Genomic DNA, 12,998 nt, shown 5'->3' with positions numbered 1-12,998 from the left:
CCATAAGATTTCTGAGTTAGTTTTATGCAAAGATAGGATTTTTACAAATATTACCCCTCAGGTTTTTACATTGACCCCCTTTTACCACCATTTCCGCTATTTATAGCATGCTTTAACGGGAATAATAATGTATCTCGTATTCAGAAACAATTATAACACTCCCGGTTTTCCTGTCCACTCCTGATTAATTTTCCAGCCACTTTTCCGGTTTTTCTTTCTTATTTTTCAAAAACCAATCGGTTGTTTGGTTTTATATTTTCTTTCTTATATATTTGCATCAAAGGTTCTCGTCAGTACCTTTTAATTTGAGAGAAGCAAATAGTTTAAATCAGTTTGTGTCAATAAAATACGCCATTAGCTAATTATATGTACTTACTGTTTGGAAAAGAAAAATAATATTTACCGAAAATGAAGATAATCTTGTCCTATATAACGGCCACTATCATCCTTCTTTTTCTTCTTGCATTGCCCATTGCAGGAGTAGTAGCCTACATACGGTTAATCCGTAAAATGCGCAGAGAGCAGATAACTGCCATTCCGAAATTCTCCTTATTCATGCTTTTTCTTATCTGCGGAACTTTGCTCATGGAAATTCTGTTAGGAATAAGCGGCATGTGGTCGGGAGCATCGACAGCGGGATTCATATTCCTGCTGTTCGTTGCTCCCGCCTTGTGTGGAATGATAGCCTGGCGGCATCGGCATCATAGCGAAATATCCAAATACCACTGCACTATTTTGCATGCAGCATTAGGGTATTTGCTGGGCGAAGCGGTTCTGATAGGTGCAGTCAGCTTGTTTATCATCGGAGAACTGGCTTATATGGCGCTGCTCGGTTAGCATAAAACCGTATTTTCGCATACCGGAAAAGAAATTCCCGGAATATTAATTATCTTTGGTGAAAAATAGAAGGGAATGGATATACATACGTTTATAGGCAATTATCGGGAAGCTTTCGGGCAGCAGGCCGGACTTCCCATCGTATTTTGGTACTCCGACCAACCGGAAGCTCCGGCAGAGAAAGTAAACGGGTGCTTCTTTAAAAGCATGGCGCAAGTAAGAAACGGAAAAATAATCAGCCTCAATGCCGAAACAATAGGCTGTGGAGGCGGCAAGTTCTACACAGGCTTCACGGATATGCCGGAACATGTGCCCGGCTTCGTCTCTTTGAAAGAGAAATACAAGAAAACACCCGATATGGTTGTTGACTTCATACAGGAATTGCAAGTGCCTAAAGCGGAAAAAGCCTACCTGCACTTTGCACGAATCGACAAGATTGGTTCTTTCGACAAAGTGGAAGGCATATTGTTTCTTGCCACGCCGGACATGCTGGCAGGACTTGCCACATGGGCTTTTTTCGACAGCAATGCAACGGATGCCGTATCAGCTCCTTTCGGTTCGGGCTGTTGTTCCGTAGTGACTCAGGCTATCCTTGAAAACCGGAAACAAGGCAAACGCACCTTTTTGGGATTCTTCGACCCGTCTGTCCGTCCTCATTTCGAGGCAGAGTTATTAAGCTTCACCATTCCGATGTCCCGGTTCAAGGAGATGTATCACACCATGCGCGAAAGCTGCCTGTTCGACACCCACGCCTGGAGCAAACTCAAGGAAAGGATACAGGACAGGCAGAAAGAGACAAAGCCTTTCAACCATTTAAATGTATCTTTTGAAATCCGTCCGGATATTGTGCTGCGTGAAGTAACGGTAGAAGATGCCGCTGCCATATACCGTGCCATAGATACCCACCGCAACTATATGCGGACATGGTTGCCTTTTGTAGACAACCTGAAGTCCGTAACCGATGAGGAAAACTTTCTGAAAGGGGTCCTCTCCGCCCCTGCCGACAGCTACGAACCTATATTCGGTATTTGGAACAGAGAGAATGAAATTTGCGGACTGATAGGTTTTCATTTTTCCGACTTTGCCAATCACCGCACGGAAATCGGTTACTGGCTTCTGCCCGAATACCAGCATCAGGGCATCATGACCGATTGTGTCCGCCGCCTATGCCGATGGGCCGTCGAAACCAAAAACATAAAACGCATACAGATACGTTGTGCCACGGGCAATGTAGCAAGCAACGGCATTCCCGTCAGGCTTGGCTTCCGCCTTGAAGGAACGGAACGGGCCGGAGAGTTATTGGCTTCGGGAGAATATGCGGACATACATGTATACAGTATTTTAAAAGAAGAACTTATGGAACAACAAGCGAAACTCAATGAGCACAACAAACAGGAATACCCGCCTATGCACACCACCGAACACATCATTAATCAGACAATGATCAGATTATTCGGTTGCGGCCGTTCCGTCTCCGCTCATATAGAACGCAAAAAAAGTAAATTGGATTATCGGCTCAATGCCTGCCCCACGGAAGAGCAAATAGAGAGTCTGGAAAAAGCGGTAAATGAAGTGATAGCACGGCATCTGCCTGTCACTACCGAATTCATCACTCAGGCAGAAGCCAAAGGACGGTTCGATTTGGAACGGTTACCCGAAGACGCTTCGGAAACCATACGTATAGTAAAAGTCGGTGATTATGACGAATGCCTTTGCATCGGTACACACGTTGCCAACACTTCCGAGATAGGAACTTTCAAAATTATCAGCCACGACTGGGACGAAGAAAGCAAGCGCTGGCGAATGCGTTTTAAATTAGTATGAAATTCAATCAATTTTAAATAAAAAGATAGCAATATTGGCATTATACAGGTAAAATAGTCAGACCAACAATGACAATTAGTCAATAAAGTGAGTACAAACCTGTTGGCATACAGTTTGCCATAACAGTAAGTGAACGACGGTTCAAGATACAGACGGTGAAAGCCGAAAGGTAAACATCGGGGAACATCGAAAACCGAAGTTCAGGGCAAAACGAATGTATAACTTTTTAAAGATAGGAGACTATGATTATGATGCCTGTAAGAAGAACTCAGAATTGGTTACCAAGTATCTTTAACGATTTCTTTGATAACGATTGGATGGTAAAAGCCAATGCAACGGCCCCCGCCATTAACGTATTTGAAACAGAAAAGGAATACAAGGTAGAGTTGGCAGCTCCCGGAATGACCAAAGAAGACTTCAACGTCCATATCGATGAAGAAAACAACTTGGTCATCAGCATGGAGAAGAAAACGGAAAACAAGGAAGAGAAGAAAGAAGGCCGCTATCTGCGTCGCGAATTCTCATACTCCAAATTCCAACAGACAATGATCCTTCCGGACGATGTAGACAAAGAAAAGATTTCCGCCCAAGTAGAAAACGGCGTATTGAACATAGACTTGCCGAAGTTTTCCGAACAGGAAAAAGAAAAGGCCAAAAGATTCATTGACGTAAAATAAGATAACTGGTAATTAGAGAAAAGTCCCGGTGCAGATTCTGAATAAACTGCATCGGGACTTTTTTATCATACCTGAACTGGATTACATTGTACATGCGTTTACCTCACTACACGAGAACTAACTTTTAACAGCTTTCTTTCCTTTTCAGGAATCGGTCTGTCAGCCATTTGCGTATAGGTTCGTCATAGAGTTTCAGACAGGCATAGGCAAGCACGAAAGCACCGGCAAAGGTCAGTATCATATAAGGAATGCTTTCCGCTAAAGTAGCATTATTATTGCACACCCACGCCGTGTAGGTATACACCAACGGATAATGTGTTATGTATACCGGATACGAAATATCTCCCAGAAACTTGCACACAGCGGTAGAACGTTTGCCCGTCACCTTACCTCCCGCCCCCATGGACACAATCACAGGAAAGACAAAAAGAATGCAGCAGGCCTCATAGAGTCCGTTCATCCAATAATGATTTTCACCGCCCAGACGGGGAAATGCCAAAACTGCCACAATCATCAGACTGCACCACCAGAACGCACGCTTCTCAATACGAACAATCCACCCCAGACGGGACAGCAGTAATCCGCCAAAGAAAGGATACATCAACCGGACAAGCCCTACGTACTGCTGTTCCCAATTCAACGCCCAGCCGCCGACAATATCACCCGCAGGTGCGGTAAGACAAAGATGCACCGTAAAACATCCCGCCACAACAACGAGAACGGACAAAGCTGTCTTGCTGAACTTGCGGATAAACAATGCATAAAGAATATTACCTATGTATTCGTAGTAAAGCGACCACGCCGGTCCGTTCAGCGGATGCATCTCGGTCCAGCCGCGAATGTCCCATTTCAAAGGAAGCGGAAGCAGCGTACACCCCAGCAGCATTACCAGTAGCATAGTCCCTACCGATGTATCCTGAATAGCCGGAAAGCAGGACGACTCCTGAAAATAAAAGAACACCGCACCCACTATGCTTCCCACTATCACCATAGGATGCAAACGGATAATACGCCGCTTGAAGAAAGTACCGATGCTCATCCTGCTCCAGCGGTCGTCATAGGCATAACCGATAACAAAACCGGAAAGCATAAAGAAAAAATCTACAGCCAGGTAACCGTGATTGATAATTTGTTCCAAGTGATTGCCGCCGGAATGCGCTTCCAGCAGATGAAAAGCGACTACCATTACGGCAGCTACGCCACGAAGCCCGTCGAGTATCTCGTAATGCGGCTTTGAAACAAGATAAGAGTTTTGCGTGTTCATTCGGTATAAGGTATTGATTAATTTGCCTGCAAAGATAGAAAAAAGGAATGACTGACCATGCTTTCACGGAACAATCAGGAGAAAATTACCTTACCGACTTTCTCAATTACTTTTCCTGTAGCTCTTTACCGCCCAAACATTAGCTGCCACAGCAAATACGGACAAGATACCCAATTGGGGAAGCAACTCCGCAAAACCACCGCCGCGAAGGTATATCGTACGCATCACCTCTACAAAATACCTCAACGGATTGATACGGGTAATCCATTGCGCCCATTCGGGCATACTATGGACCGGCGTAAACAGCCCGCTCAACAAAATAAGTACAAGCATAAAGAACCACATAACGAACATGGCTTGCTGTAACGTTGCCGAATGATTGGATATAACCAGACCGAATCCGGATACAACCGGCAGAAATATCAGCGCAAAACCGTAAATAGTGAAAAAATGTCCGGCAGGCAGAATGCCGTAAAGCAACCATGCAAGGACAAAACAAATGGTAAGTACCACAAAACCTATCAGCCAATAAGGTATCAATTTGGCAGTAATAAACGTGAATTTACCGACCGGTGTCACATTGATCTGTTCAATCGTACCCGCCTCTTTCTCGCCCACTACATTAAGGGCGGGAAGAAAGCCGCAAATCAGCGTCAGCAGCATCACCATAAGTGCAGGAACCATAAAGAGCTTATAGTTCAGCGTAGGATTATAGAGATTCAATGTAGAAATACCGATACGAGGAAGTAGTTTGCCTGCCAATGGTCTTACAGCCATTTCCGACTTCAGTTCACGGGTATAGTCACCGATGATGGCAGAAAGATAAGAACCGCCCAAACTTCCTTTTGTTCCGTTCACCGCATTGGCGGCAACAAGCAGACGGGGAGCTTTGCCGTTTATCCAGTCTTTCTCGAAATCACGGGGAATCTCCAAAATAACATCTGCCGTACCAGCCTCAATACCGTACAAAGCCTCATCATACGTATCGGGAAACGCTGTCAGACGGAAATAAGTGGAAGCATCGAGCTTATCCACCAGACGACGGGACACAACGCTACGGTCATTATCGACGACATTGAGATTAATATTCTTTATCTCCAGATTGGCAGCCCAAGGCATCAGTATCATAATCATACAAGGGAATATGAAAATCAGCTTAGGCAAGAATGAGTTGCGGAACAACTGCTTGAATTCTTTTTCTATCAGATATTTAATCATAAGGATACTACTGTTTATGCTCTACGGTTATGACACATCTTACATATTTAACACACGGATACGTTGACTTTGCCGGCCGGTGAATAATTATAATCGGAACAACTTCACTCCAACCGGTTTTTGAATTTCTTGAAGCTAACGGTTATCAGGAGTACCGCCATAACAGTCAGTATACCGATTTCGGTCAGCACCAGTGATATATCCACACCCTCTATCATCAATTTGCGTACCGCTTGAATATACCAACGTGCGGGAATCACCGTAGAAATACCTTGCAAAATGGCAGGCATGCTCTCAATAGGAAATATCATTCCCGAAAGCAACATAGTGGGCATCATCAGCATCAAGCCGGATACCAGCATAGCTGCCACCTGTGTACGGGTAACAGTGGAGATAAGCAGTCCCAAAGCCAATGATACGAAAATGAAAAGCAGTGATACGGCAACCAGCCAAAACAGGCTGCCTGCAACCGGAACATGAAGGACATAGACCGAAAGCAGCAGAATCGTAATCAGATTGACAAATGACAACACAAAGTACGGCACTGCTTTGGCAAAAATGATAAACAGCGGCTTTACGGGAGAAACCAGCAACACTTCCATAGTTCCCGTCTCCTTCTCGCGCACGATGGAGATGGAAGTCATCATTGCGCAAATCAGCATCAGGATAAGCCCCATAACACCGGGAACAAAATTATAGGCACTCTTCATCTGCGGATTATAAAGCAGTTTGACTTGGGGCACAATGGCGGATACGCGTACTCCGGGCGGAAGCATATCCTGTCTGGCCATGGAGATGATATTTGTGGCGTATCCCGCCTGCATGGTAGCCATATTAGGGTCGGTGGCATCGGAAATAATCTGTACTCCAGCCTCACCGGTATAGAGATTGTCCGAGAAACGTTCGCTAAAGACTATTGCCATATCAATGTCACCGCTCCTGAAAAAGCGTTCTGCTTCTTCGGGAGAATGCAGACGGCGGATAACGGTAAAGTACTCACTGGCATCCACACGATCGATTATGCGTCAGGTTACGGCATCATTGGAAGGGTCGAGAACGGCCACACGCACATTCCTTACTTCCGTAGTGATGGCAAAACCGAAAAGGATTATCTGCACAACGGGCATACCCAGCAGAATCAGCATCGTGCGCCGGTCGCGGAAGATGTGAAAGAATTCTTTTCGGACAAAAGCTATGAATTGTTTCATGGTTATATAACAATCTGTTTTGAATTTTATATCTGTATCAGTCTGCCGTTCTTACAGCCTCACGAGCCAACTGTTGGAACACATCGTCCATGGTAGCGGCTCCAAACTGCCGTTTCAGTCTGTCGGGAGTGTCAAGCGCACGGATTACGCCGTCCACCATGATAGAAATACGGTCGCAATATTCCGCCTCATCCATAAAATGGGTCGTGACAAAAACGGTGATGCCCCGGTCGGCTGCCTGATAAATCAATTCCCAAAACTGGCGGCGAGTGGCAGGATCGACACCCCCTGTAGGTTCATCCAGGAAAACAATCCTGGGATGATGAAAAATGGAGACTGAGAAAGCCAGCTTCTGTTTCCAGCCCAGCGGCAGGCTCTTTACGAGCGTATTACGTTCCTTTTCCAGACCCAGGCGCTGAAGCAATTCATCTGTTCTCGGAGCAATCTCGGCTTCGGGTATTCCGTAGATACCGGCAAAAAGGCGGATATTCTCCCATACCTTGAGGTCTTCGTACAAAGAAAACTTCTGGCTCATATAGCCGATATTCTTCTTCACGGCTTCGGATTGGGTGGCAACATCAAAGCCAGCCACGCAAGCCTTACCGTCTGTAGGACGACTTAACCCCGTGAGCATGCGCATAGCGGTAGTCTTACCGGCTCCATTGGCTCCCAGAAAGCCGAATATTTCACCTTGACGGACTTTGAAGGAGATATGGTCCACAGCCGTAAAAGTACCGAAACGTTTTGTCAGTCCGTCCACCTCTATTACGTAATTCTCACGGTTATCCGCTTTCTCGTGCAACAGTCCCGAAGGACAAAGTATGTCTGCAAACTGCTTCAGAATGCAGTCGGGAGTATCAATGCCATGTATCCGGCCTTCATTGATAAAGGCAATACGGTCGCATTGACGCGCCTCGTCCACAATTGGAGTAGAGGCAATAATGGTGATACCCTGTTCTTTGAGGCGGCGAAGCATCTCCCAGAACTCCTTGCGCGAAACCGGATCTACACCGGTAGTAGGCTCATCCAGAAATAGGACATCCGGTTTATGGATAAGCGCACAGCTCAGGGCAAGCTTCTGCTTCATACCGCCGGACAATGCTCCGGCACGACGCTTGCGGAAAGGCTCTATCTGCTGGTAGATGTCACGCACCAAATCATAATTCTCTTCGATGGTAGTATGAAAAACCGTAGCGAAGAAACTCAGGTTCTCTTCTACCGTCAGGTCCTGATAGAGAGAGAAGCGTCCGGGCATATACCCTACCCGTTGGCGGATAGCCTTATAATCCTTCACCGTATCCAGCCCGCATACCGTAGCCTTGCCTTCATCGGCAAGCAGCAAGGTGGCAAGAATACGGAACAGAGACGTTTTCCCCGCACCGTCAGGGCCGATGATTCCGAAAAGTTCACCCGGACGGACAGACAGTGAAACGCCTTGCAAGGCTTCCACCTGGCCGTAGCGTTTAAAAACATTATCGACAGTTACTGCAAAATCCATGACGGTATCGAATGACGAATTATAAATCCACTCCCCCATACATTCCGATTTTCAACATACCGTCATTCTTCACGGCCACTTTAACGGCATATACCAGATTGGCACGTTCATCTTTCGTAAGAATCGTTTTGGGAGTAAACTCTGAACTGTCCGAAATCCAGGTGACGACTCCCGGATATGCAGTCCGGACATCTTTACCGTAATCGGCATATACAGTCACTTTCTGCCCCAGCTTCACCTCGGACAGTTGCTCGGAAGTGATATAAGCACGCAGATAAATCTGTTCCATATCAGCTATCTTGAACAACGGAGTACCCGGTGCGGCCAGCTCTCCCGCTTCTGCATATTTGGCAAGGACAGTTCCGGTCAGCGGAGCAACGATGTGGCATTTCTTTAACTGGTCTTCAACCTGGGCAACCTGAATACCGACCGATGAACTCTGCCAGGTCAGACTCTGGTCGCTGTTCTGCAACGTAGAGTTTTGTGCGGCAAGTTGTTTGCGGAGTACCTTAAGCAGTGATTCGGCATCATCCAACTGCTTCTGATTGGCTGCACCTACACGAAGCAGATTGGCTACACGGTCGCGTTCGCGTTGCGCCTGAACGATTTGTTCTTTGGTTGCCGCCACCTGTTTCAGAATATCGGGGCGTTGCCCTTCCACAGACTTAACACCGGCTTCCAACTGGAGTTTTTTCAGATAAAGCTGAACTGTGTCGATAATACCGGCTTCCTGCCCGGCTTTCAAAACAGTACCTTCTTCCACATCCAGACCGAGTATCTTTCCGGACGCTTCGGCAGAGACTACGACATCGGTAGCCTCGAAAGTTCCCGTAGCATCATATTCGGGTGTACCGCTGCTGCAAGCGACAAGAAAGAACAATACTGGAAATAATGTAAATGATTTCATATCATAGGATTTTATTGTTACCATCAATTCTAAAATCTCAATTATTCAAAGTGTATTTCAACTGCCAGATATTCATCAACAGTTGCACTTCATGCAATGCCTTGGTCCGGCGTGCCAGATTCTCATTGGTTATCTCGCGAAGCAGGTCGGTCACAGTCAGCGTTCCGTTCTCCACTTTGGCCTCGGCTGCACGACGGATATTCCCACGCAAGCGGATAATTTCATCATCATCCGCCATTTGCCTGCGCATGGACAATACGCCCGCATCCTGCTGTGTGGCCTGCAAACGGGTATTGAACAGAAACACGTCTCTGCTTGTTTCTATCTGCCGGCGGCTGTTGTCTATCCTGCGGCGGTCGTTCTTCAGGGTATAGAGGCTGCCGAAATTCCACGACATGCGTACACCTGCCATATAGTATGCACTGAATTCATCTTTCAGCATATTCAGCCCCGGATTACCGTAGGCACCCTGCACAAAAAGCCCGAAACGGGGCATTACCCTTGCATTCAATGTAGCTTCCTGCACGCTGAGCTGTTCTGTCCGAGCCTCGAAAAGGCGGAGTTCGGGACGGTTATTTATCCCGCCCGCCACACTGACGGCACTTTCCGGTGCAGGCTTTTGAAAAACAGTTCCGGCAGGGATTTCTTTTCCTATAAAAGCGGAAAGCATGTTTACGTATGCCTGACGCGATGTTTCCAGTTCGATGCGGTGCTGTCCGGCATTCAACTGCTCCACACTGACGGCATCCAAATCGCTTTGAGTGGCTATACCGTTTGCCATATAGTCAGACACCTGCTTGTGCGTCCGTCCCAAATCATCCTGCAAAAGCCGGTTCTGCTTCAGTTGTTCGTCCAGCAGCAGGATACCGAAAAACAGCTGGTTGATACGGTCGTTCAATGCGTACATATCCACATGCTGTTTTTCCATGTCCACATCCGATGCCGCACGTGTCAGACGTTTCCGGTTGCGGATATCCCCGCCGTCCCAAATGGTTTGCTGCAATTCGAGCATCACCTGATACTGGTCTTTGGGAGCTGTCTCTACATCAATACCCGGTATCTCGACGGGCAGCCGGGTTATATCACTCTGATACGTGGCCTTTCCCGACAATGAGAACCGGGGCAGATAGCCCTTTCCGGCATTGGAAAGATCATATTCACATGCCTTTTCTATCAGTCCGTACCGGCGCACCAACGGATAATTGGCCTGCGCCTGACGTCGGCACTCGTCCAAGGTCAGTTGTGCATGAGCCAATGCAGCCGTAAGAAGAAAGGCTAAAGAGAGAATTGCTTGTTTTACATCCATATCTGTTTCTTATTTTATTTAGCACAATGCAAAGATAGACGCACAGCTTAGTATGTTTACAATCCATTTGTCGGCAATGATGTTCCGATAGTACGACTTTTTACCGAAAAAGACAAACGATATGGATACTTTATTATCTTTGCCACTGAATTACTTACTATTTATAGATATGGAGAAAAGCAGACCGATAAGCGTTGCATTCGATGACATCCGTCATAAACCGGACATCATCAATCATCTTGAGTACCGCTTCATAAACGATGACTTGGGGATGGTCATCAGTTTTACGCAAATGGGAAGCAAATTGTTCCATACCGGACAACCCTACCGTACCAAAGAAGGACGGATTATCCGTGTCCTGCAAGGAACAGGGCGAATCTCCATCAACCTCATCGAATACGAAGCATCCGCCCGCAAAATCATAATTATCCCCGACAATGCCCTGATAGAACTGCTGGAAATCAGTCCCGACTATGATTTTCAAATCATAATGCCCGCACGCAATTTCCTGCCTGCCCTGCCCGGTTCTATCTTGTCGGAAACTTACACGGGAAATGGCATTGTGCTGTCATTTAACGAGAAAGAGTGGACACAGACGGAGATGTTCTTTACCCTGCTGTGGAATATACTCCATTCCTCGCCCTACCGCCGCGAAACCGTACAGCATCTCATCATTTCCCTGCTTTACAATCTTAAGTATACTTACGAGCAAACGCGTACCGCCACCCCGCTGCGCCTTTCACGCCAGGAAGAAATATTCCGGCGCTTCATAGCTCTCGTAAACGAGCATAGCAAGCAGGAACGTTCCGTCGACTTCTATGCCGGCAAGCTATGCCTGACCCCTCATTACCTAAGCACCGTTATACGTGAGGCAAGCGGACAGACGGTAATGCAATGGATCAACCAATCCGTTATTCTTGAAGCGAAAGTATTGCTGAAACACAGCAATCTGTTGATATTCCAAATATCGGACGAGCTGAACTTTCCCAACCCTTCCTTTTTCTCGAAGTTCTTCAAACGGATAACAGGCATGACTCCTGCCGAATACCAAAGAACGCAATAGACAGGAAAATGTCCGTTTTTTACAAAGAGAGGGCATAAACAGAACATTTTATAATGCTTATAAACCTTTTATATATAGAAGAGACTGAGTAATTTTGTCACAAAACTAATATACCTTGAATTATGAAACGAATTTATTGGATTTTAACAAGCATCTCACTCTACTCGCTGCTATCCTGTAGCAACGGAGCTAAAGACACACGAGAATACCAGACCGTAAAAACAGATACGGTTGTCTCCGCCGGCGGACAAACCAGCCTGCAATATCCCGGAAAAGTAAAAGCGGCACAAGACATCAGCCTCGCATTCAGAGTGAGCGGCACGATACAGAAGATATATGTAAAGGACGGCGCCCGCGTACAGGCAGGACAACTGCTTGCCGAACTGGACCCTACGGACTACCAGGTGCAACTGGACGCCACCGAGGCCGAATACAAACAGATTAAGGCAGAGGCGGAACGCGTAATGGCGCTTTACAAAGACAACGGAACCACGCCCAGTGCCAACGACAAGGCCGTGTACGGACTGAAACAAATCACCGCCAAATACCGGCATCACAAAGACCAGTTGGGCTACACCCGCCTTTACGCCCCTTTCAGCGGCTATATACAGAAAAGGCTGTTTGAAGCGCACGAAACGGTGGGAGCCGGAATGCCTGTCCTGTCCATGATAAGCAACAGCGCCCCGGAAGTGGAAATAAACCTTCCGGCAGCCGAATACATCCGGCGCGAGCAATTTGACCGATACCGCTGTACGTTCGACATTTATCCGGAACAGACCTATGAGCTGAAACTCATCAGCGTCACCCCCAAAGCAAATGCGAACCAGCTCTACACCATGCGCCTGCAACTGATTACAGACAACCGCCCCGTTCCTTCTCCAGGCATGAACACCATGGTTACCATTCTTTGCAACAATGACAGTTCACGCAACCTCTCCGTACCCGGCAGCGCTGTCCTGCAAAAAGACGGCAAAACCTGCGTATTCGTATACAACCCGTCCGACAGCAAAGTACACAGCCGCGAAGTAACCCTCGTACGCCTGCTGAGCAACGGACGCAGCATCATCGCTTCCGACGGGCTGCAACCCGGCGACCAAGTGGTGTCGGCAGGAATACATCACATAAAGGACGGAGAAACCGTGACTCCTCTGCCTGCGGCCAGCGACACAAACATCGGCGGACTGTTATAGCATTGT

The 12,998-nt window shown here is 47.0% G+C and carries 10 protein-coding genes and 2 pseudogenes; 6 read left to right on the top strand and 6 right to left on the bottom strand.

All coding sequences use genetic code 11. The features are described from left to right. Window positions 1-408: 408 nt before the first annotated feature. The 4 genes and pseudogenes from AB5903_RS11265 to AB5903_RS11250 all read left to right on the top strand — a co-directional run bounded on the left by AB5903_RS11265 (window position 409) and on the right by AB5903_RS11250 (window position 3,338). Window positions 409-837: a hypothetical protein gene (locus tag AB5903_RS11265; protein WP_060386156.1), complete on the top strand. Its 429-nt coding sequence runs from the start codon at window positions 409-411 to the stop codon at window positions 835-837. 75 nt (window positions 838-912) lie between these two features. Next, a pseudogene (locus AB5903_RS11260) lies at window positions 913-2,196 on the top strand (GNAT family N-acetyltransferase); the annotation flags it as partial. Further along, window positions 2,194-2,661 carry a hypothetical protein gene (locus tag AB5903_RS11255; RefSeq protein WP_259317989.1) on the top strand — a complete coding sequence of 156 codons (468 nt, stop codon included), beginning with the start codon at window positions 2,194-2,196 and terminating at the stop codon, window positions 2,659-2,661. The pseudogene AB5903_RS11260 and the gene AB5903_RS11255, both read left to right, overlap by 3 nt. A gap of 248 nt (window positions 2,662-2,909) precedes the next feature. Beyond that, entirely contained in the window at window positions 2,910-3,338 is a 429-nt protein-coding gene (locus AB5903_RS11250) for an Hsp20/alpha crystallin family protein (protein WP_175456010.1), read from the top strand. Window positions 3,339-3,462: 124 nt separating this feature from the next. Here AB5903_RS11250 and AB5903_RS11245 read toward each other — a convergent pair whose 3' ends face one another. From AB5903_RS11245 to AB5903_RS11220, 6 genes and pseudogenes are all read right to left on the bottom strand, one after another. Continuing rightward, window positions 3,463-4,602 (bottom strand): acyltransferase, encoded by a 1,140-nt coding sequence (locus AB5903_RS11245; RefSeq protein WP_272709818.1) that lies wholly within the window; start codon window positions 4,600-4,602, stop codon window positions 3,463-3,465. Window positions 4,603-4,704: 102 nt separating this feature from the next. After that, window positions 4,705-5,820 (bottom strand): ABC transporter permease, encoded by a 1,116-nt coding sequence (locus tag AB5903_RS11240; RefSeq protein ID WP_272709819.1) that lies wholly within the window; start codon window positions 5,818-5,820, stop codon window positions 4,705-4,707. Window positions 5,821-5,924: 104 nt separating this feature from the next. Then, window positions 5,925-7,028, bottom strand: a pseudogene (locus AB5903_RS11235) (ABC transporter permease). Window positions 7,029-7,065: 37 nt separating this feature from the next. Continuing rightward, window positions 7,066-8,526, bottom strand: coding sequence for an ATP-binding cassette domain-containing protein (locus AB5903_RS11230; RefSeq protein ID WP_272709829.1), 1,461 nt, complete (start codon window positions 8,524-8,526; stop codon window positions 7,066-7,068). A 19-nt stretch (window positions 8,527-8,545) separates the two neighbouring features. Continuing rightward, window positions 8,546-9,433 carry an HlyD family secretion protein gene (locus AB5903_RS11225; RefSeq protein WP_060386178.1) on the bottom strand — a complete coding sequence of 296 codons (888 nt, stop codon included), beginning with the start codon at window positions 9,431-9,433 and terminating at the stop codon, window positions 8,546-8,548. A 37-nt stretch (window positions 9,434-9,470) separates the two neighbouring features. After that, window positions 9,471-10,739 carry a TolC family protein gene (locus AB5903_RS11220; RefSeq protein ID WP_117917819.1) on the bottom strand — a complete coding sequence of 423 codons (1,269 nt, stop codon included), beginning with the start codon at window positions 10,737-10,739 and terminating at the stop codon, window positions 9,471-9,473. Between the two features lie 169 nt (window positions 10,740-10,908). On the opposite strand from AB5903_RS11220, the gene AB5903_RS11215 reads away from it, so the two are divergent. After that, window positions 10,909-11,802: an AraC family transcriptional regulator gene (locus tag AB5903_RS11215; RefSeq protein WP_040316131.1), complete on the top strand. Its 894-nt coding sequence runs from the start codon at window positions 10,909-10,911 to the stop codon at window positions 11,800-11,802. Window positions 11,803-11,924: 122 nt separating this feature from the next. Next, window positions 11,925-12,992: an efflux RND transporter periplasmic adaptor subunit gene (locus tag AB5903_RS11210; protein WP_117917820.1), complete on the top strand. Its 1,068-nt coding sequence runs from the start codon at window positions 11,925-11,927 to the stop codon at window positions 12,990-12,992. Window positions 12,993-12,998: the final 6 nt, after the last annotated feature.

This window comes from Bacteroides sp. 2201st1_D9_2201SCRN_220225 (genome assembly GCF_040928965.1).
In the GTDB taxonomy this organism is placed as follows: Bacteria; Bacteroidota; Bacteroidia; order Bacteroidales; family Bacteroidaceae; genus Bacteroides; species Bacteroides stercoris.
Note: the sequence above shows the minus strand (reverse complement) of the source record. Positions and strands in the feature narration are given on the sequence as shown.

Bases quoted from the DNA above. Each gene is read 5' to 3' on its own strand.
- AB5903_RS11265 (WP_060386156.1), top strand. From the start codon at position 409: ATGAAGATAATCTTGTCCTATATAACGGCCACTATCATCCTTCTTTTT.
- AB5903_RS11255 (WP_259317989.1), top strand. From the start codon at position 2,194: ATGGAACAACAAGCGAAACTCAATGAGCACAACAAACAGGAATACCCG.
- AB5903_RS11250 (WP_175456010.1), top strand. From the start codon at position 2,910: ATGATGCCTGTAAGAAGAACTCAGAATTGGTTACCAAGTATCTTTAAC.
- AB5903_RS11245 (WP_272709818.1), bottom strand. From the start codon at position 4,602: ATGAACACGCAAAACTCTTATCTTGTTTCAAAGCCGCATTACGAGATA.
- AB5903_RS11240 (WP_272709819.1), bottom strand. From the start codon at position 5,820: ATGATTAAATATCTGATAGAAAAAGAATTCAAGCAGTTGTTCCGCAAC.
- AB5903_RS11230 (WP_272709829.1), bottom strand. From the start codon at position 8,526: ATGGATTTTGCAGTAACTGTCGATAATGTTTTTAAACGCTACGGCCAG.
- AB5903_RS11225 (WP_060386178.1), bottom strand. From the start codon at position 9,433: ATGAAATCATTTACATTATTTCCAGTATTGTTCTTTCTTGTCGCTTGC.
- AB5903_RS11220 (WP_117917819.1), bottom strand. From the start codon at position 10,739: ATGGATGTAAAACAAGCAATTCTCTCTTTAGCCTTTCTTCTTACGGCT.
- AB5903_RS11215 (WP_040316131.1), top strand. From the start codon at position 10,909: ATGGAGAAAAGCAGACCGATAAGCGTTGCATTCGATGACATCCGTCAT.
- AB5903_RS11210 (WP_117917820.1), top strand. From the start codon at position 11,925: ATGAAACGAATTTATTGGATTTTAACAAGCATCTCACTCTACTCGCTG.